Below are 18,868 nucleotides of genomic sequence, written 5' to 3' on the forward strand. Positions count from 1 at the left end.
GAATTCCTCGCCGAGGAGAACGATCGCGTCTTCGCCCGGACGTGGCAGCTCGTCGCGCACGAGGAAGATCTCCGGGAGCCCGGGAGTTTCGTCACGGCCGCGGCCGCCGGGGAGCCCCTGCTCCTCGTCCGTGGCGACGACGGCATCCTGCGCGCGCTCTCGAACGTCTGTCGCCACCGCGCGGGACCCGTCGCCGCCGGCGCCGGACGCTGCCGCGCGTTCCGCTGCGGATATCACGGGTGGAGCTACGCGCTCGACGGGCGGCTCCTCGGGACCCCCGAGTTCGAAGGGGTCGAAGGCTTCCGCCGGGAGGATGTCGCCCTCCCGCGGTTCCGCGCCGAGACCTGGATGGGCCTCGTCTTCGTGGCTCTCGATCCGGACGCCGCTCCGCTCGCCGAGACGCTCGACGACCTCGCCGACCTCGCGCGGCGCCGGCCGCTCCCCGGAATGCGGCGGGCGCATCGCAAGGAGTGGATCGTCGAGTGCAACTGGAAGGTCTACGTCGACAACTATCTCGAGGGCTACCACATCCCGATCGTCCACCCCGGCCTCTTCCGCGAGCTCGACTACGCGCGATACGCGACCGAGACGAAGCGCCTGTACTCGATCCAGCACGCCCCGGTCCGCGCGACCGCCCCCGGAAAGCTCCGGGGCGGCGACGGGGACGAGGCGGAGTACTACTGGATCTTTCCGAACCTGATGCTCAACGTCTATCCCGACAATTTCTCGACCAACGTGATCCTTCCCCTCGGCCCGGAACGGACGGCGACCATCTTCGAGTGGTTCTTCCGGGACTCCGACGACCCGGCGGTTCGCCGCGCGGTCGAGGAGACGGTCGCGTTCTCCGACGAGATCCAGCTCGAAGACATCGCCATCTGCGAGGCGGTCCAGCGGGGACTTCGGTCGCGCACTTACGACCGGGGACGCTACAGCGTCAAGCGGGAGAACGGCGTCCACCATTTCCACCGCCTGTACGCCGCGGCGATGGGCAATCCGCCGGGCTGAGCGGCGCGGGACGCGATCGCTTCCCCGCGGCGCGTCACCGATCCATCGGCGCGCCCGCTCGCCTAGCGGAAGCGCAGGCGAATGGTCAGCCCGAAATCGGCCCGGTCCCCGAACGACGGCACGTTCTCGGTCAGCGTGAGCGCCGCCGAGGTCCGGCGCGAAAGGTCCCGCTCGACGCCGAGCGCGATTTCGAGCCCGGGATGGGAGAGATCGCCGAGATCGTCCCTCCGGAACGGGCTCTCCTCGAGCGTCGCCGAGGCGCCGACCCGGGTGCGCGGCCCGAACGCCCGCGTGGCCCCGACCAGCAGCCGCGAATACCACGCCACGGGAAGACCGGTCGAGGAGCGCCACCGGCCCGGCACGACGACGCCCGCCTCCGTGTCGAACGTCCATCGGGGGCCGTCGCGGCGCGCGTACCCGAGCGCTCCCGCGTCCCAGGAGCCCGATCCGTTGAAGTCCGCGGAGCTGCCGGTCGGCGCCTTGATCGCCGCGTCGAGCCCGTACGACCAGAGCGTTCGGCGCGCGGGACGCCAGGAGAGCATCGCCGTCGTGTCGCCGAAGCCCGGGTCGGGGGAGCGATCGTCGAACGTCATCTCGCCGCCCGGGCGCTGCACCATCACCGCGAACTGGGACGCCGGAAATTCGTTCCGGCCGGACTGGTCCAGGCCGAACGCGCGGTGAAACGCCTCCACGGCGCTGCCGCCGTGAATCGCGTCGTGCGAGATCCACACGATCTCGGCCGAGACCGAGAGCGTGGGCGTCAGTCCGGCACGCGCCGTCCCGGCGACGCGAAGGAGGTCGCTCTCGACGAAGAAGACGCGGTCCCCCGGAAATTGCGCGTGGATCGCGGCCGCCTCTCCGGCGGCGAGCGGCCGTCCCCGGAGCGCCGGGTCGTCGTGGAACGTGAGCGCGTGCCAGGTCGACGAGAACGTGCTCGCGTACGCCGCCTCGAATCGCCCGACGATCTCTCCCGGAGCGGGGGACGACGGATCGGCGGGGCCGAAATCGAGGAAAGGAACGTGCAGGAGGTGAAAGCTTCGCTCGCCGAAGGCGGGCGCGGGATCGAGGGGTTCGCCGGGCGCGAGGCGGGCCGCCAGCGTGGCCGCCGCGAGGAGAACCGCGAGCGGCGCGCCCCGGCGCGCGCGGATCATCGCGTCGGCGCGAGCGCCGACGCCCGTCGGCGACGGGGCTTCGCCGCTCGCCCGGCCGCGGCCCTCATCGAGCGAGCTCCTGGGCCGGGGCGCGGCGAGAGGCACCCGCGGTCGATCCGCACCGTCCCGGGAGGCCCTCTTTCTCCGCGAACTCCGCGGCGTCGCCCCCCGCCCCACCCGACCACTCGTGATACGCGTCCGCGACCACGCTCACCGGCCCGTCGGTGATGATCCGCCCCTCGTCGAGCCACAGCGCGCGCGAGCAGGTCTCCCGGATCTGGTCGAGCGAGTGGGAGACGAGAAGGACCGTCTTCCCCGCCTCGCGGAACCCGGCCATCCGGTCGCGGCATTTCGCCCGGAACCTCTCGTCGCCGACCGCGAGCGCCTCGTCGACGAGCAGGATGTCCGGATCGACGTCGGTCGCGACCGAAAAGGCCAGCCGCGAGACCATCCCGGTCGAATAGGTCCGCATCGGAGCGTCGATGAACTCGCCGATTTCGGCGAACTCGGCGATACTCGGCATGCGCCGGCGCATCTCGGAGCGGGAGAACCCGAGGAGCGACCCCTGGAGCAGGACGTTCTCGCGCCCGGTCAGCTCCGCGTTCATCCCGAGACCGAGCTCGAGGAGCGGCGCGATCCGTCCCCGGACGACGACCCGCCCCTCGGAGGGCCGCACGACCCGGCAGATCGCCTTGAACATCGTGCTCTTACCGGCCCCGTTGCGCCCGATCACGCCGACGTTCTCGCCGTCCGACACGTCGAGGCTCGCGTCCCGCAGCGCGTCGAACTCGTCGAAGGTGATCCGTCGGCTGAGGCGGCGGACGACGTGCTCCTTCAGCGAGCGCGAGCCGCCCCGGGGGATCCGGTAGCGGATCGTGACGTTCTCGAAGTGGATCATCGGGGCGGCCGGCTACGAACGGAACGCATAGTCCTGGATGTTCCGGCAGAAGAAGGACCATCCCGCCGCGAGGGTCCCGAACGCGATCGCGGCCGAGAAGAGGATCACGTTCGTCGTCGGGAGCATTCCGTCGTACACGGGCGTGCGGAAGGTCTGGAGCAGGAAGTAGTGCGGGTTCAGCCAGAGGATGAACCGGAACCTCGGCGGAACGATCGCGGGGGCGTACACGATGGGCGTGATGAAGAACCACGTCTGGACGAGGACCAGGTACATCTCACGGATGTCGGTGAATCGGGACGCGAGCGTGAAGATGAGGAACGCGACGCCCAGCGTGAACGCCGACAGCAGCACGACGGAGATCGGGAACATCCAGCTCGTCGCGTGGAAGTGGAACCGGGTCGCCACGAGGATCGCGAGGAGCGGCACGATCGAGAGCACGAGGTTGACGAGGGCGACTCCCACGGCGGACACGACGAAGACCGAACGCGGCAGGTAGATCCGCTTCGCGAGCTCGTTCGCGTCGTGCGTCTGCGACGCCGCGAACGAGGTGCCCGTCGCGAACATCGCCCAGTACATCGACCCCAGCATGAAGAAGGCCGGATAGTTCTGGATCTGCTGTTTGAGGAGCGACGAGAAGACGAGCGTGAGCGCCACCATGTTCAGGAGAGGCGCGAGCATCGTCCAGGCGATCCCGAGCACCGACCGCTTGTACCGGATCTTGATGTCGCGGACCATGAGCTCCCACACGAGACCGCGATATCGCCAGAGGACCACGAGCTCGTCGAGCTCGGGAAATCCGCGATCGCTCGAATCGTAGAAGGCGTCCAGCCGGGCGAGCCGCGACGAGGGCATCAGCGCGCGGAATATAGCAGATGGCCGAGCGCCTCCCGGCCCCGCGCGGCCCAGTCGTTGGCTCGTCCGAGCGCGCGGAGACGCGCCGTGAACGCCCGGTCGCGCGACGCGGCGAGCGCCTCCTCGAGCCCCGCGCACCACTCCGCGGCGCTCCGGGCGGTCCGCACCTCCGGGAAAGCTTCCGCCTCCGGCATCGGCGACGAGACGACCGGCTTCCCGGCGGCGAAGTATTCGTAGAGTTTGATCGGCGACACGAACGCGGTCACCGGCGAAACGACGAACGGAATGATCGCGACGTTCGCCTCCGACAGGAGACGCGGAATCTCGGCGTGCGCCCGCGCGCCGAGGAAGACGACGTTGGGGAGTCCGGCGGCCGCGGATCGCCCCCACGCGCCGTCGAGCTCCTCGCCGTACAGCCGGAAATCCCACCCGGGCAGAGCGCGGGCGACGGCGGCGAGCACCTCGAAATCGAACCAACGGGCCAGGGCCCCGGCGTAGATCGCCCGGGGGCGCTCCCCCGGGCCGGGCGGGACGCCGCGCGGCCGCGCGAAGGCCGCCGAGTCGACGCCGTTCGGGAGGTACACGGCGTCGGGGCGTTCCGCGGCGAGCTCCTCGCGGAGTCCCCGCGAAACGGCGAAGACGCGCTCCGCGCGCTCGAGCGCGCGGCGCTGGTTCGCGCGCAGACGCCGCCGGGGGTGCGGGAACACGGCGAGATGGTCGACGGCGTCGTAAACGAGACGGCCGTCGGGCCATTCCGCCGCAGCGGGAACGTTGTAGGCGACGGACCAGAGAAACGGACGAGCCATGCCGGCGAGCGGCGCGCGCGGACCCCGGTAGAGGAACAGGTTCTGCTCGACGTCCGCGAAGCCGTCGACCCGGTCCGCGGAGTCCTCCGAGAGGAACAGGACGGGATGCCCGGCGCGCGCGATCGCCCGCGCGAGGTGATGCGGCCGCTGCACGAGCGCGGCGTTCCAGGGGATCGAGGGGAGGAACACGACCGGCGACTCGGCGCGCGCGAGCTCGCCCGGAAGCGTCCCGCCCCGGATTCTCGCGGGCGGCGGGGCTCCCCACTTCTCCCGGTACCGGCGCTCGTTTTCCCGGTAGATCGCGAGATATCGCGTCTCGCCGAGCGCCGAGAAGCTCCCGCGGCCGCGATGGTGCACGAAGGAATCGCGCGCGCAGGCGATCTCCCATCCCCTCTCGCGCACGCGCCGGCACCAGTCGTCGTCTTCGAACATCCCGACGCCGAAGCGCTCGTCCAGCGGGCCGATCTCGTCGAAGAGACGGCGGCGGAACGCGACGCAGAACATCGCCAGCATCGGGATCGCGACCCGCCGGCCGCGGTTGGCGTCCGTGAAGGCTCGCGCCCAGGAGGGCAGGTCGGCGAGGCGCGCGTAGCCCGCGGGAACCCTCGCCTCGTTGGCGATCTCGTTCGTGCTCGATCCCACGAGGCCCAGCCCGGGATCCGACTCGAGATGCGCGACGAGAGCCGAGAGCCAGCCGCGCGTCACGACCGTGTCGTTGTTCAGGAGGCAGACGACCTCCCCCGTCGAGGCCGCCACGCCCTGGTTGACGGCGGCCGCGAACCCGCGATTTTCGGCGTTCGCGACGACGACGATCGGGAGCGGAGACGTCCGCCGCGTCTCGTCGAGCCACTCCCGCGTGCCGTCGGAGGAGGCGTTGTCGACGACGACGAGCTCGACGTTCGGCCAGTCGGTCCGCTCCGCGATCGAGGCCAGACAGGCGCGATTGAAGGAAAGGTTCCCGTACGTGACGATCACGACGGACGCGCGCGGCCAGAGGCGGACGAGCCCCGCCCGGTACGCGGCGGCATCTTCGAGGGGAACCGACGCCGGCGCCGGCTTCCATCCGGGGCGATCCGCCACGTGTTCCGCGCCGACGCCGGCGACGGCGGCGTGCCGCATGGGGAACGCCTCGACCAGGGCGTCGATCGCACCGTCCGGCTCTTCGGCGCGCCAGGGAAACCGGACGAGCCCGCCGTCGGCGGCGAAATCGATCGCCTCCGGATCCGCGAGGAACACCCGCCCGCCGGTCGCGGCGAGCGCCCGGGCCGCCTCCCGCAGGCGCGGGGCCGAGACGCCGAATGCGCCCGGGAGCAGGACGAGATCGGGCCTCCCGGGAATCTCTTCCGCCGGAGCGGGCGGCGCGTCCTCCGCGTCGAACACCGGTTTCCGGATCCGGAAGATCCGTTCGACGGGAAGGATCCGGCGGAGAACGCGGCGAAGCGGGAGCGGCAGCGCGTCGCGCCCCCCGAAATAGAGGCGGCGCAGGAGACCCCCCCTCATGCGCGGGCGGAAAAGGGCGCGATCGGCCGGCCGGCGAGCACGGCGACGATCCGCTCGGCCGCCCGCCCGTCGCCGTAGGGATTCGCGGCGCGCGACATCGCGGCGAGCGCGTCCGGATCGCTCAGGAGGCGCTCGGCTTCCCGGTAGATCGTCTCCTCGTCCGTGCCGACGAGCTTCGCGACGCCGGCCTCGATCCCTTCCGGGCGCTCCGTCGTCTCGCGAAGGACGAGCGTCGGTTTCCCGAACGTCGGAGCCTCCTCCTGGATGCCGCCGCTGTCGGTCAGGATGATCTTCGCCCGGCGCATCCAGGAAACGAGACGAGCGTAGTCGACCGGAGGAAGGAGCTCCACGTTTCCGATGCCGTCGAAGGCTCGCGCCGCCTCGAGCACGTTCGGATTCGGATGCACCGGAAAGACGAAGCGCGTCTCCGGGAACCGCCGGGCCAGCCGCGCGATCGCGCGGAACGAACGCCGCATCGGCGCCCCGAAGCTCTCGCGCCGGTGCGACGTGACGAGCACGAGGTCGCGCGCGTCCTCTTCGTCCGCGGGAGACCGTTCGGCGAGCCACCGCAGCGCGTCGACGACGGTGTTCCCCGTCACGTGAACGCTCTCGGGATCGACCCCCTCGGCCGCGAGCGCGGACGCGCTGCGGGCGGTCGGGGCGAAGTGGAGAGAGGAGACGAGATCGGTGACGCGCCGGTTCATCTCCTCGGGAAAGGGATTCCGGAGGTTCGCCGTCCGAAGACCCGCTTCGACGTGGCCGACCCGAACGCCGCGATGGAAGCAGGCGAGCGACGCCGCCATCACGGTCGTCGTGTCCCCCTGGACGAGGACGACGTCGGGGGCCGCCTTCTCCAGGACGGCATCGAAGGCCGAGAGCACGCCGGCCGCCACGGCGCTCGGCGTCTGGTTGGGACGCATGAGATCGAGGTCGACGTCCGGCGCGATGCCGAAGAGCGCCAGCGCGGAGTCGAGGAGATCGCGGTGCTGCGCGGTCGCGCACACGACCGTCTCGAACCCGGGCTCCGCCCGGAGGCGGAGGACGACGGGCGCCATCTTGATGGCCTCCGGCCGGGTGCCGACGACCACCAGGACTTTCATGATCTCAGGAAACCGCTTCCTCGAGGGCGGAGGCGACCGCGGCGATCTCCGCCGCTTCGAGCTCGGGCCAGATCGGAAGCGCCAGGACTTCGTCCGCCGCGCGCTCCGACTCGGGAAGATCGCCGCGGCGGCCGCCGAGCGGGACGAAGCACTCCTGGAGATGGAGCGGGACCGGATAGTAGACCTCGGAGCCGACGCCCGCCTCGGCGAGACGCGTCCGGACGGCGTCTCGGTCGCGCACCCGAACCACGAACTGGTGGTAGATGTGGTCGCGGTCGGGGCCGACCACGGGAAGCGCGAGCTTCCCCGCGGACTCCGCGCCCGCGAGGAGGCGCCGGTACTCCGACGCGATTTCCCTCCGGTGCCGGTTCCAGCGGTCGAGCCGCTTCAGCTTGACCCGGAGCACCGCCGCCTGCACCTCGTCGAGCCGGAAATTCCCGCCGATCTCCGCGTGGTGGTACTTCGGCTCCATCCCGTGGACGCGGAGCCGCACGATGCGCGCGGCCACCGCCGCGTCCTCGGCGGTGACGAGCCCCGCGTCCCCCGCGGCACCGAGGTTCTTCGTCGGGAAGAAGGAGAACGCGCCCGCGTCGCCCTGCGTCCCGACCGCGCGGCCGCGGTAGCGGGCGCCGATCGCCTGGCACGCGTCCTCGAGGACGCGGATCCCTCGACGCCGGGAAATGTCGAGAATCGGCCCCAGGTCCGCCGCCTGCCCGTAGAGATGGACGGGAACGACGGCGCGCGTGCGGCCGGTGATCTTCCCTTCGAACGATTCGGGAGACAGCGTCAGCGTGTCGGGCTCGACGTCGGCGAAGACCGGCACCGCGCCGAGGCGCGAGACCACCCCGGCCGTGGCGAAGAACGAAAAGGCGGGAACGACGACCTCGTCGCCCGGTCCGACGCCGAGCGCCATCAGCGCCACGAGAAGCGCGTCGGTCCCGGAGGACACCCCGATCGCGTGGGCCGCGCCGAGGTATCCGGCGAGCTCCCGCTCGAGCGCCGCGCCCTGGTCGCCCAGGATGAACCGCTGCGACGCGAAGACGCGCGAGACCTCGGCCATCGCCTCCTCGCGGTATTCCGCGAACTGGCGGGTCAGGTCCAGGAGGGGGACGCGGACTCCGGTCATGAACGCGCGAGTTTACCGCGAACCGTCGCCCGCCCCGACGAGGCGCTCAGCTCCAGGAATACGCCGGCGGAGCGCGCCGCGGGGGCTTCAGCAGCGCGAGCAGCACGATCCCGGCGACGAAGCCGCCGATGTGCGCGAAATAGGCCGTGCCCCCGGTCGTGGGGGTCGAGACCGAAAGGCTCGCGGTTCCGGAGAAGAACTGGACGACGAACCAGAACACGATGAAGAGGAACGCCGGCACCTCGGCCGTGAAGAAGAGGAAGATCGGAATGAGCGTCAGGATCCGCGCGCGCGGATAGAGGAAGAGGTACGCCGCCAGCACGCCCGAGATCGCGCCCGACGCGCCGAGCGACGGAAGGCGCGACCCGGCGTTGAAGAACGCGTGACAGAGCGACGCGGCGAGCCCGCACAGGAGGTAGAAGACGAGATACCGGAAGTGCCCGAGCCGGTCCTCGACGTTGTCCCCGAAGATCCAGAGGAAGAGCATGTTGCCGCCGAAATGCAGCCACCCCGCATGGAGGAACATCGCGACGAAGATCGTCACGAGCGACGCCGTGATCCCGTACTGGCCGCTCCACATCCGCGCGGGGACGAAACCGTAGACGCGCAGGAAGCGGTCGAGCGCCTCGGGAGGGAGCGAGAGCTCGAAGAGGAAGCCCCAGAGATTGCCGCCGATCAGCAGCCAGTTGATCCAGGGCGTGGTGCGGGTGCGAACGGTGTCGCGAAGGGGGATCAGGAGAGCCTACGCGCTCTTCGCGTTGACGCTTTCTTTCAGCTCCTTGCCCGGCTTGAACTTGACCGCGCGGGAGGCCGGGATCGTGATCGACTCCCCGGTCTTCGGGTTCCGGCCGGCGCGTTCGGCGCGGTCGGTCACCGAGAACGCGCCGAGTCCCGACACGTTGACCTTCTCCCCTTTCCGCAGCGCGCTCCCGATCGCGTTCAGGAACGCGTCGTACGCCGCGGTCGCGTCGCGCCGGGAGAGATTCGTCTCGCTCGCGATCGACTCGATGATCTCGTTCTTTCCGGCCATTTTGCCTCCAAGCCGGCGAATGTATGCGCAGGCCGGCCGTTTGTAAAGCGCCCGACCAGGGCGGGTCCGGCCCGATATCGGCCGGCGTCGGGGACCCGGGTGCGCCAGGAACCCGACCGGGGGAGATGCGCCAGACCCGCGGAAACGACGAGGCGCCGCAACGCCGCGCCGGCCTTCTATTCCCGCCGGAAGAGGTGCGCGGTGAACCCGTCGGCTCCCTCGTCCGGGAAAAGCCGGAAGACGGCGCCCGAAACGTTCTTGCGCAGGGCTTCGGGAGGATCGATCGGCGAGAGACGCATCGACGGATCCGCCGCGACCAGCGCGGCCGCGACCCTCTCGTTTTCCTCCTCCTCCAGGCTGCACGTCGAGTAGAGGAGATATCCCCCGGGGGCGACGAGCGCGGCGGCCCCGGCGACGAGGCGAAGCTCGGCGTCGGCCATCGCGTCGACCGCGGCGGGGGTCAGCCGGTATCGAATCTCCGGGTTCTTCCGGAGAGTTCCGGTCCCGGAGCACGGAGCGTCGAGGAGGACGCGATCGAAACCTCGCGCCGGGAACGGCGCCGCGAGGACGTCGGCGGCGACGGGGAGGGCGGCCGCCAGGTCCATTCGGGCGCGATTCTCCCGGAAAAAGGCGAGGCGATCGGGAGAAAGGTCGGCGGAGACCACCCGCGCGAAGCGGCCGGAGAAGAGCGCCGAGGCGGTCTTCCCTCCGGGCGCCGCCGCGAGATCGAGCAGCAGGTCTCCCGGGGGAAGGAGAAAAGGGAGCGCCTGGGATCCCGCGTCGGCCACGTAGCACACGCCGTCCCGGAAAGCCGCCGTCCGGATCGGATTCCCCGAAACCACCGCGAGCCCGTTCTCCGCGAGCGCGAGCGGCGCGGTCTCCACTCCCTCGGCGAGGAGCCGACGAGCGACGTCGTCCCGAGGGAAGCGGCGCGCGTCGCAGAGGAGATGCAGCCGGCCTCGCTCGTCGTCGGCCGCGAGGATCGCCCGCGTCCGCGCCGCCCCGAAACGCTCCGTCCAGCGCTCGACGAGGAATGCGGGATGCGAGAACGCTTCCGCGAGCTCCCGCGGAGTGCTCTCCGGCAGCCGCCGCGGAGGCTCCCGGAGAGCGGAGCGGAGGACGCCGTTCACGAGCCGGGACGCTCCCTCTCCGGCCTGGGCGCGGGCCATCGCGACCCCCTCGTGAACGGCCGCGCGGGTCGGCACCCGCTCGAGGAACCGGAGCTGGAAGAGGGCGGTTTCGAGGATTTCCCGGACGGGCGGCTTCAGGCGGTCGAGGGGGAACCGCGAGAATCGGGCGATCTCCGCGTCGAGAGCGGATCGCCACCGAAGGACTCCGAGCACGAGCTCGCGCGCCAGATCCCGGTCCGCGTCGCCGAGTCCCGCGACTTCGCGGGCGAGGCGAAGCGGGCGGCGGCCGCCGCCGAAGAAATCCGCCAGGATCGCGACGGCCCGCCGCCGCGCCGGGCTCGCCGAGCGGCCGGCGGCGCGCGGGGCGGCGCCCTCAGGGGTTCCCAAACCGCGCGCCTTCCGGATGCCTCGCGCCGCGGAGGAATTCCGCCGCCGGGACCGGCTTTCGCCCCTCTCTCTGGACGCGATCGACGACGAGGGACGTCCCCGAGCCGCAGACCACCGTGACGCCCCGCTCGGCCGCCTCGATCGTTCCCGGCGCGCCCGGTCTCCCCGCCGCCCCCTCGCGCGCCTCGAGGATCTTCACGCGCTCTCCCTCCAACGAGGTGAAAACGCCCGGCCACGGCGTGAAGGCGCGGAGCCGGCGCGCGATTTCGGCCGCGGGGAGCGTCCAGTCGATTTCGCCGTCGGTCCGGCGGATCGCGCGGCAGTACGTCGGCTCCCCTTCCTGCGGGCGCGCGACGAGTTTTCCCGAAGCGATGCCGAGGATCGTTTCGACGAGAAGATCCGCGCCGGCGGCCGACAGCCGAGGAGCGAGCGTCGCCGCGGTGTCTTCGGGAAGAACGGGGATCTCGCGGACGAGGTAGACCGGCCCCTCGTCGAGCCCTTCCGTCATCCGCATCGTCGAGACGCCGGTCGTCCGGTCGCCGGCGAGGATCGCCGCCTGGACGGGCGACGCGCCGCGATGCCGCGGCAGGAGGGAGCCGTGGACGTTGACGCACCCGAGCCGCGGAATGGCGAGGATCTCGGGCGGCAGGATCTTCCCGTACGCGACGACGACGATCGCCTCCGGGCGTTCGGCGCGGAGACGTTCGAGAACGTCCGGCGAACCGCGCAGGCGTTCCGGCTGGAGGAGCGGGATTCCCCGGTCGCGCGCGACCCGGGCGACGGGCGGCGCGATGGGATCGGCGTGCCTCCCCGCCGGACGGTCCGGCTGGGTGACGGCGAGCGTGATCCGGAAACCCGGCTCGGCGGCGAGCCTCGCGAGCGACGGCACGGCGAATTCGGGGGTGCCGAAGAAGACAATGCGGAGGCGCCGAGTTGAAGCGGACGGGCCGCTTGACTCGGCGCGGCGGGAGGGATCGGCGGGATTCACGGCCGAGCCGAAGGCAGGGAGTCGCTCGGCCGGCGACGATCCACGGTCAGGCGTGCGCGGCGGCCGCCGTATCGGGCGACGCCTCTCCCGCCTGAGCCGCCTGCCACGGGACGGGAACGAGCCCGCTTTCGAGCCACTCCTCGTCCCCGGCCAGCACGCGCCGGGCGACGACGGACTTCCGCGCGTCGTCGTTGTCGGCGAGCGCGGCGAAACGGCTCGCGATCCGCCGTTCCGCGTTCCGGCAGAAGAGATCGGCGAGCTCGGCCGCCCGCGTCCCCTCCGCCGCGCCCGACCGGCGCAGCGCGTGGGCGCGGGAGACGGCCGCCGCCATCGCGAAGAGATCCGCGCCCACGTCGACGGCGCGGAAGAGGGTCGCCTGCTTCTTCTCGAGCTTGGGGCCGAACCGAACCATCGCGTGGAAGATCGCGCGGGCGAGCCGCCGCGCCGAGCGGTCGAGGAACCGCACGTGGCCGGCGAGCCGGCCGAATTCGGAGTACCGCGGCCACGCTCCCCAGCCGAGCCAGCGGGACGGGTACCACCATGCGTAGAACGCGACGATCCTCGGAAGCGCGGCGAGCTTCCGCCGCGCGGGAGCCTTCGGATCGGCGAGCGCTCCGGCGACGGAAAGGTGCGCGTCGAGCGCCTCGCGGGCGATGAAGAGCCGCATGATTTCCGACGATCCCTCGAAGATGAGGTTGATCCGGGAGTCGCGCATCATCCGCTCGACCGGGATCGCCGGCTCGCCCCGGGCGCGGAGCGAGTCCGCGGTCTCGTAGCCCCGCCCGCCGCGGATCTGGACCGTCTGGTCGACGATCTTCCACTGCTCCTCGGAGTTCCACATCTTCGCGACGGCCGCTTCCAGGCGGATGTCGCGTCCGCCCTCGTCCGCGATGCGATTGGTCAGCTCGACGATCGCCTCCATCGCGAAAGTCGTCGCCGCCATGTCCGCCAGGATCTGCCCGATCGCTTCGTGGCGGCCGATCGGCTGTCCCCATTGGACGCGCTCGGCCGCCCAGGTGCGGCAGATCTCGAGCGACCGCTTGGCTCCCGCCGCACACGAGGCGGGGAGCGTGAGGCGGCCGGTGTTCAGCGTCACGAGCGCGAGCTTCAGCCCGCGCCCTTCGGCGAGCAGGAGGTTCTCCTTCGGCACCCGCACGTTCGTGAACCGGATGACGCCGTTCTCGATCGCCTTCAACCCCATGAAGTGGCAGCGGCGGACGACCTCGACGCCCGGCCAATCCTTCTCGACGATGAAGGCCGAGATCTTCTTCGTGTCGGGATGGCGCGCCATCACGACGAAGAGCTCCGCGATCGTGCCGTTGGTCGTCCAGAGCTTTTCCCCGTTGACGACGTAGTCGCCCTCCGGCGTCCGCTCGGCCGTCGTCGCGAGGTTCGCCGGATCGGAGCCCACGTCCGGCTCGGTGAGCGCGAAGGCCGAGACGGCGCCGCGAGCGAGACGCGGCAGGTACTTTTTCTTCTGCGCTTCCGTCCCGAAGAGCTTGAGCGGCTGCGGCACGCCGATCGACTGGTGCGCCGAGAGGAGCGCGATCAGGTTCCCGTCGACGCTCGTGATGAGCTCGATCACGCGGGCGTACTCGAGCTGCGTGAAACCGAGACCGCCGTACTCCTTCGGGATCTTCATCCCGAAGGCGCCCATCCGCGCGAGCTCGTCGATCACGCGCTTCGGAATCTTGCCCTCGCGATCGATCGCGTCGGAGTCGACCTCCTCGAGCAGGAATCTCTCCATGCGGGCGTAGAACGCCCGGAATTCGGGGCGCTCCGGCGGGTCCGCCGGGAACGGGTGGACGAGGTCGAGCCGGAAGTTGCCGAGAAAGAGCTCCTTCAGGAAGGACGCGGAGCGCCACTCGGTCTCCCGAGCCTCCTCGGCGACCCGACGCGCTTCCGCTTCCGACGAGAATTTCCCCGATTTCCCGGCGTCGGGCATCGATCCTCCCCGCCGGAATTCTAGCAGTCGGGATGCCAAGGCACGTCGCGGAAACTGGCTCGGGGACCGCAGCGAGTGGCGGTTTCGCGGCTCGTCGAACGAGAGGTTCGACCGCGCCGCCGCGGGCCCCTCGCGGTGCGGAACCCTCCCGCATCGCAGACCTCCTCCGCCCGGTTGCTTCGCGGAGACTTTCCGCGATGCGAAGGGCCCCGGCAGCGCGACCCGAACTCGCGATCAACGCCGACGCCGAGAGCTTCGGGAGCGCCCTTCGCCAGACGAAAGGAATCCGGGAAACGTCGAGGCGCGCCTACCGCGCTTGCTGGTCGACGCCGTCGAAATAGTCGGCCGGAACCAATACCTCGCGCGGCTTCGAGCCCTTCTGCGGGCCGAGCAGCCCGTCCTTGTCCATCATGTCGATGAGCTTCCCGGCGCGCGAGAACCCGACGCCCATGCGCCGCTGGAGGAACGAGATCGACGCCATTCGCTCCTTGACGACGAGCCGCGCGGCTTCGTCGTAGAGCGGGTCCGACTCCTCCCCCTTGCCGCCCCCGACGCCGGCGATGCGCGCCTCCTCTTCGCGGTCCTTGGTGATCTCCTCGTCGAAGACGGGCTTCGCCTGTTTCTTCAGGAACTTCACGAGAGCGGCGGTCTCCTGGACGGAGATGAACGCGCCGTGGACGCGATGGAGGCGCGATGTGCCCGGTCCGAGGTAGAGCATGTCGCCGCGGCCGAGGAGCTTCTCGGCGCCGTTTCCGTCGAGCACGACGCGCGAATCGATCTTCGTCGCCACCTTGAACGCGATCCGCGACGGCAGGTTCGCCTTGATCACTCCGGTCAACACGTCCGTCGACGGCCGCTGGGTCGCGACGACGAGGTGGATGCCGACCGCGCGGGCCTTCTGGGCGATGCGGGCGATCGATTCTTCGACGTCCTTCGGGGCGGTCATCATGAGGTCCGCGAGCTCGTCGATGATGAGGACGATGTAGGGAAGGGGCGCGAGCTCCAGGTCCTCCGCCTCGTCGCCGAGGCGCGCCTTCACCTCCGCGACCGTCTGCTTGTCCTCGACGGCGCGGTTGTACTGGTCGATGTTGCGGACGTTCCCGACCTTCGAGAGGAGCTGGTAGCGCTCCTCCATCTGCGCGACCGCCCACTTCAGCGCGTTCGACGCCTTCTTCGGGTCGGTGACGATCGGCGTCAGCAGGTGCGGGATGTCGCGGTAGATCTCGAGCTCGACCATCTTCGGGTCGATCAGGATCAGCTTGACCTGCGCCGGCGTCGCCTTGAAGAGGAGCGACGTGATGATCGTGTTGATCCCGACCGATTTCCCGGAGCCGGTCGTGCCCGCGATGAGGAGATGCGGCATCGACTGGAGGTTCTGGACGACGGGCTCGCCGTGGATGTCCTTTCCGAGCGCGAGCGCCAGGAGCGAGCGCTCCGCCGCGAAGCGCTCCGACTCGATGACGTCGCGGAGAGCGATCAGGTCGCCCCCGTCGGGGTTGGGCACCTCGATCCCGACGGACGACCGTCCCGGGATCCGCTCGATCCGGATCGCTTCGGCCGAGAGCGCGAGGGCGAGGTCCTCGCTCATCGACATCACCTGCGTGACCTTGATCCCCGCCGCCGGCCGGAACTCGTAGGTCGTGACGACGGGGCCGGGATGGAACTCGACGACCTCTCCCTCGACTCCGAACTCGGCGCATTTCTCCGTGATCCGCCGGGCGATCTCCGGCAGCTGCTTCCGGTCGAACGATCCGACGGGGTCGTATTTCTGGAGGAGCGAGCTCTGCGGATAGAGGTATCCCCCCATCTCGATCGGGAGCGCCCGCTGCGGCGACGGCCTCTTCTTCTCGCGCGGCTTCTCCTTCTCCCGTCCCGGCGCGGGGGGCGCGGCCGGCGGAGGCGCCGCCACTTTCCGGATCGAGAACTTCCCTTCCCCTTCGAGCTTGCGGACCTTCACCGGCCCGCGCTCTTCGCCGAAAGCGGCGTCGTCCACCGGCTCTTCCTGCCGGGATTTCTCGATGTGCTTCTGGACGACGATCCGCTTCAGGCGCTCCTTCATCTGCCGTTCGCGCCGCCGGGTGAACCCGAGCCGGAAACGGCCGAACAGGGCGATCGCCCTCAGCTTCAGGTGGAAGAGCGCCTCGCCGAGCGAGACCTGCGTCGAGAGGGGGATCGAGAGGAGGAAGACCGCCGACAGCAGGATGATCGAGCCCGGAGTGTTGAAGCGCGCCCGCACGAATCCGGCGATGCCGCTCCCGAGAAGCCCTCCCGAGTGGAGGGTTTCGCCCCGGAAATCGCGATCGCCGAGGACGATCGCCAGGAGCGCGGGAAGGGAGAGCGCGAGGAGCAGGATCCCGACCGCTTTCGTTCCCGGGTTGACGAAGCGTTTCGCGGAGAACCGCTGCACGCCCCACGCGGCGAGCCCCGCGACGAGGAGCCACGCGCTCAGTCCGAAGACGGCGAGGAGCACGGTCGACCACATCGCGCCGAATCCGCCGATCCAGTTCGCGGCGCGCGCATTCTCGCCCGACGTGCTCGAGAAGAACGGGACCGGGTCCTGCGGCGAGTGCGAAAAGAGCGCGAGCGCGGTCAGGAGCGCGGCGACGACGAGCAGCAGCCCGAGCGCCTCGTCCGCATAGCGGCGGGACCTCTCACTCACGGCGGAGGCCCGTCCGCGCCCGGAGCGAGTCACGCATTTCGGCCGCCGAAGAACAGGAGCAGCGCCGCGCCGAACAGGGCGCAGTAGATCGCGAAATAGTGGACTCGCCGATCCGAAACGATCCTGATCATCCAGGCAATGGTCAGATAGCCGACGACCCCGGCGACCGCCGCGCCGATGACGTATTTTACGAAATCGCCCGTCTCGAAGAAAGCGAGCCCGTAGCGCCGGAACGCGCCGTAGTTCTCGACGAACGCGGCGCCCGCGATCCCGGGAATCGCGAGGAGGAACGCGAAATCCGCGGCCCACGGGCCGGAGCATCCGAGGAGCAGCGCCGCGGCGATGGTCGATCCGGAACGGGAGAGCCCGGGCAGGACGGCGATCCCCTGGAATGCGCCGATGGCCGCCGCCTGCGCGAACGTCATGGAATCGCGGCCGGTCGTCCCCCGCCGCCGGAGCGCCGAGACCGCGAGGAGGAGAGCGGTGCCGAGTTCCGCGGCCCCGACGGCCGCCAGGTTCCGGAACGCGCCTTCGACGGTCTTCTTCAGGAGCAGCCCGACGATCGCCGTCGGGATCGTGGCGACCACGATGAGGAGCACGAGCCTCCATCCGCGGCGGCGATCGCCGGGATCGCGGGACGCCACGAGACGCGCCTCCTCGGCGATGAGCCCTCGGTAATACACGAAAAGCGCGACGAGCGTCCCGACGTGGAGCATCACGTCGAAGAGCACGCCGACCTGGCGAAAGCCCGGGACGACGTTCTGGACGAACGCCAGATGCCCCGAGGACGAAACGGGCAGGAACTCGGTCAGTCCCTGCACGACGCCGAGCAGGATCGCGAGGAAAATCGGCATGGGATCGACGGATGGTAACACGCGGGCGGCCGCGGCGGCCCGCTCCCGGGCGGTCCGATCAGCTCGGCGGGACGACGACGACGACGAGGGGGCGCACGCTCCAGCCGCGGCGGCAGGCGCGCCGGACGGCCGCCGTCGCCTCGCGGCGAATCCATTCCCGGTCCCCCGCTTCGCCGCGCGAGGCGCGCTCGAGCGCGGATTCGATCTCCGCGGCGATGTCCGCGTCGGCGTCCGGAGGAAGCGCCGCGCCGCGGGTCGCGATCTCGACGACGCGCCGCGTCGCGGGCGACACCGAGACGAGAACCACTCCGGCGGCCGCGAGCTGCCGCCGGTCGCGCAGCGTCTCCTCCCCGATCTCCGCCGAGGCTCCCGTATCGAGCGAGAGGGCGCGCGCCGGCCGGGCTCCCCGCGCGACGCGGAAGTCGTCCCCGACGGAGAGGGCATCCCCGTTTTCCAGGACGAAGACGCGGTCCGCGGGGACGCCCGCCCGCCGCGCGACGCCGGCGCACTCCTCGAGCGCCTCGCGGCGGCCGTGCACGGGGAGAACGGCCCGGGGAGCGAGCGCCGCGACGACCTGTTCGAGGTCGCCGGCATAGGCGTGCCCCGAAACGTGGGCGGCGTCCCGGACGACGACCGCGCCGCCGCGCAGGAAATCGTCGACGATCCGCGCGACCGCCGCCTCGCGCCCCGGAATCGTCCGCGCCGAGAAGAGGACGCGGTCTCCCCGCGAGAAGAGGAGATCGGGCAGCGCGCCGGCGGAGAGGCGGGCGAGCGCGGAGTTCGGCTCCCCCTGCGACCCGGCGCAGAGCACGAAGGTCCTTCGCGCCGGAAGACCGGCGAGCGCTTCCCGGCCGACGACCGCGCCCGCCGGCAGCGACAGGTACCCGTGGCGCTCGGCGAGCTCGGCGATCTCCGCCATGCTCCGCCCCACGATCGCGATCTTCCGTCCCGCCTCGCGCGCGGCCGCCGCCGCGGCGCCGATCCGCGCGACGTGGCTCGAGAACGTCGTGAGGATCAGCCGACCGGCTCCGTCCTCGGCGACGAGACGCCCCAGCGCCTCCCGCGCCTCGCGCTCCGACGGGCAGCACCCTTCCCGCCCCGCGTTCGTCGAATCGAGGAGCAGCAGGTCGCACCCTCCCGCGCGCGCCGCGATCGCGTCGAGGTCCGTCCCTTCCCCGAAGGGAGAGTCGGGATCGAACTTGAAGTCGCCGGTGTGGAAGATCTTCCGCCCGGCGACCTCGACGAGGAGCGCCGCCGACTGCGGGACGGAATGCGAGACGGGAAAGAAGGTCACCCGGAAGTCTCCCGCCTCGATCGGCTCCCGCCACGCGACGCCGCGCAGGTCGACCGGCGAACCCTCCTCCGCGGCCCGCCGGTCGGCGAGCGCGGCCGTGAACGGCGTGGCGTAGACCGGGGCATCGACGTGACGGCGCAGAT

Annotated in this window: 15 protein-coding genes; 1 reads left to right on the forward strand and 14 read right to left on the reverse strand. The window is 70.9% G+C overall.

The features are described 5' to 3' along the window. Positions 1–1,005, forward strand: a 1,005-nt coding sequence (locus VFS34_17870) for an SRPBCC family protein (protein ID HET9796314.1), incomplete at its 5' end; no start/stop codon positions are given. Positions 1,006–1,067: 62 nt separating this feature from the next. Here the strand turns inward: VFS34_17870 and VFS34_17875 are convergent. From VFS34_17875 to VFS34_17940, 14 genes are all read right to left on the reverse strand, one after another. Then, positions 1,068–2,156 carry a DUF3187 family protein gene (locus VFS34_17875; GenBank protein HET9796315.1) on the reverse strand — a complete coding sequence of 363 codons (1,089 nt, stop codon included), beginning with the start codon at positions 2,154–2,156 and terminating at the stop codon, positions 1,068–1,070. Between the two features lie 64 nt (positions 2,157–2,220). Then, positions 2,221–3,054 (reverse strand): ABC transporter ATP-binding protein, encoded by an 834-nt coding sequence (locus tag VFS34_17880; GenBank protein HET9796316.1) that lies wholly within the window; start codon positions 3,052–3,054, stop codon positions 2,221–2,223. Between the two features lie 12 nt (positions 3,055–3,066). Next, a complete protein-coding gene (locus tag VFS34_17885) occupies positions 3,067–3,906 on the reverse strand; it encodes an ABC transporter permease (protein HET9796317.1) in 840 nt (279 codons plus the stop codon). After that, positions 3,906–6,212, reverse strand: a complete 2,307-nt coding sequence (locus tag VFS34_17890; GenBank protein ID HET9796318.1) for a glycosyltransferase — start codon at positions 6,210–6,212, stop codon at positions 3,906–3,908. Before VFS34_17890 ends, VFS34_17885 begins: the two co-directional genes overlap by 1 nt. After that, entirely contained in the window at positions 6,209–7,312 is a 1,104-nt protein-coding gene (gene wecB / locus VFS34_17895; protein HET9796319.1) for a UDP-N-acetylglucosamine 2-epimerase (non-hydrolyzing), read from the reverse strand. The genes VFS34_17890 and wecB overlap by 4 nt, the downstream gene beginning before the upstream one ends. Before the next feature lie 4 nt (positions 7,313–7,316). Further along, positions 7,317–8,438: a DegT/DnrJ/EryC1/StrS family aminotransferase gene (locus tag VFS34_17900; GenBank protein HET9796320.1), complete on the reverse strand. Its 1,122-nt coding sequence runs from the start codon at positions 8,436–8,438 to the stop codon at positions 7,317–7,319. A 46-nt stretch (positions 8,439–8,484) separates the two neighbouring features. Continuing rightward, positions 8,485–9,018, reverse strand: coding sequence for a rhomboid family intramembrane serine protease (locus tag VFS34_17905; protein HET9796321.1), 534 nt, complete (start codon positions 9,016–9,018; stop codon positions 8,485–8,487). A gap of 162 nt (positions 9,019–9,180) precedes the next feature. Next, positions 9,181–9,468, reverse strand: a complete 288-nt coding sequence (locus VFS34_17910) for an HU family DNA-binding protein (protein HET9796322.1) — start codon at positions 9,466–9,468, stop codon at positions 9,181–9,183. A gap of 176 nt (positions 9,469–9,644) precedes the next feature. After that, a complete protein-coding gene (locus VFS34_17915) occupies positions 9,645–10,985 on the reverse strand; it encodes a transcription antitermination factor NusB (GenBank protein ID HET9796323.1) in 1,341 nt (446 codons plus the stop codon). Beyond that, on the reverse strand, positions 10,972–11,973 hold the full coding sequence (gene fmt / locus VFS34_17920; protein HET9796324.1) for a methionyl-tRNA formyltransferase: 1,002 nt from the start codon (positions 11,971–11,973) through the stop codon (positions 10,972–10,974). Before fmt ends, VFS34_17915 begins: the two co-directional genes overlap by 14 nt. 46 nt (positions 11,974–12,019) lie before the next feature. Continuing rightward, a complete protein-coding gene (locus VFS34_17925; protein ID HET9796325.1) occupies positions 12,020–13,918 on the reverse strand; it encodes an acyl-CoA dehydrogenase family protein in 1,899 nt (632 codons plus the stop codon). Positions 13,919–14,225: 307 nt separating this feature from the next. After that, positions 14,226–16,577, reverse strand: coding sequence for a DNA translocase FtsK 4TM domain-containing protein (locus tag VFS34_17930; GenBank protein ID HET9796326.1), 2,352 nt, complete (start codon positions 16,575–16,577; stop codon positions 14,226–14,228). Between the two features lie 29 nt (positions 16,578–16,606). Beyond that, a complete protein-coding gene (locus tag VFS34_17935) occupies positions 16,607–17,431 on the reverse strand; it encodes an undecaprenyl-diphosphate phosphatase (GenBank protein HET9796327.1) in 825 nt (274 codons plus the stop codon). 58 nt (positions 17,432–17,489) lie between these two features. Further along, the coding region (locus tag VFS34_17940) for a ribonuclease J (GenBank protein HET9796328.1) at positions 17,490–18,868 on the reverse strand (1,379 nt) is incomplete at its 5' end.

The sequence above is a fragment of the Thermoanaerobaculia bacterium genome (assembly GCA_035717485.1).
Classification (GTDB): Bacteria; Acidobacteriota; Thermoanaerobaculia; order UBA5066; family DATFVB01; genus DATFVB01.

Bases quoted from the DNA above. Each gene is read 5' to 3' on its own strand.
- VFS34_17900 (HET9796320.1), bottom strand. From the start codon at position 8,438: ATGACCGGAGTCCGCGTCCCCCTCCTGGACCTGACCCGCCAGTTCGCG.
- VFS34_17885 (HET9796317.1), bottom strand. From the start codon at position 3,906: ATGCCCTCGTCGCGGCTCGCCCGGCTGGACGCCTTCTACGATTCGAGC.
- VFS34_17875 (HET9796315.1), bottom strand. From the start codon at position 2,156: ATGATCCGCGCGCGCCGGGGCGCGCCGCTCGCGGTTCTCCTCGCGGCG.
- VFS34_17925 (HET9796325.1), bottom strand. From the start codon at position 13,918: ATGCCCGACGCCGGGAAATCGGGGAAATTCTCGTCGGAAGCGGAAGCG.
- VFS34_17890 (HET9796318.1), bottom strand. From the start codon at position 6,212: ATGAGGGGGGGTCTCCTGCGCCGCCTCTATTTCGGGGGGCGCGACGCG.
- VFS34_17905 (HET9796321.1), bottom strand. From the start codon at position 9,018: ATGTGGAGCGGCCAGTACGGGATCACGGCGTCGCTCGTGACGATCTTC.
- VFS34_17910 (HET9796322.1), bottom strand. From the start codon at position 9,468: ATGGCCGGAAAGAACGAGATCATCGAGTCGATCGCGAGCGAGACGAAT.
- wecB (HET9796319.1), bottom strand. From the start codon at position 7,312: ATGAAAGTCCTGGTGGTCGTCGGCACCCGGCCGGAGGCCATCAAGATG.
- VFS34_17935 (HET9796327.1), bottom strand. From the start codon at position 17,431: ATGCCGATTTTCCTCGCGATCCTGCTCGGCGTCGTGCAGGGACTGACC.
- VFS34_17880 (HET9796316.1), bottom strand. From the start codon at position 3,054: ATGATCCACTTCGAGAACGTCACGATCCGCTACCGGATCCCCCGGGGC.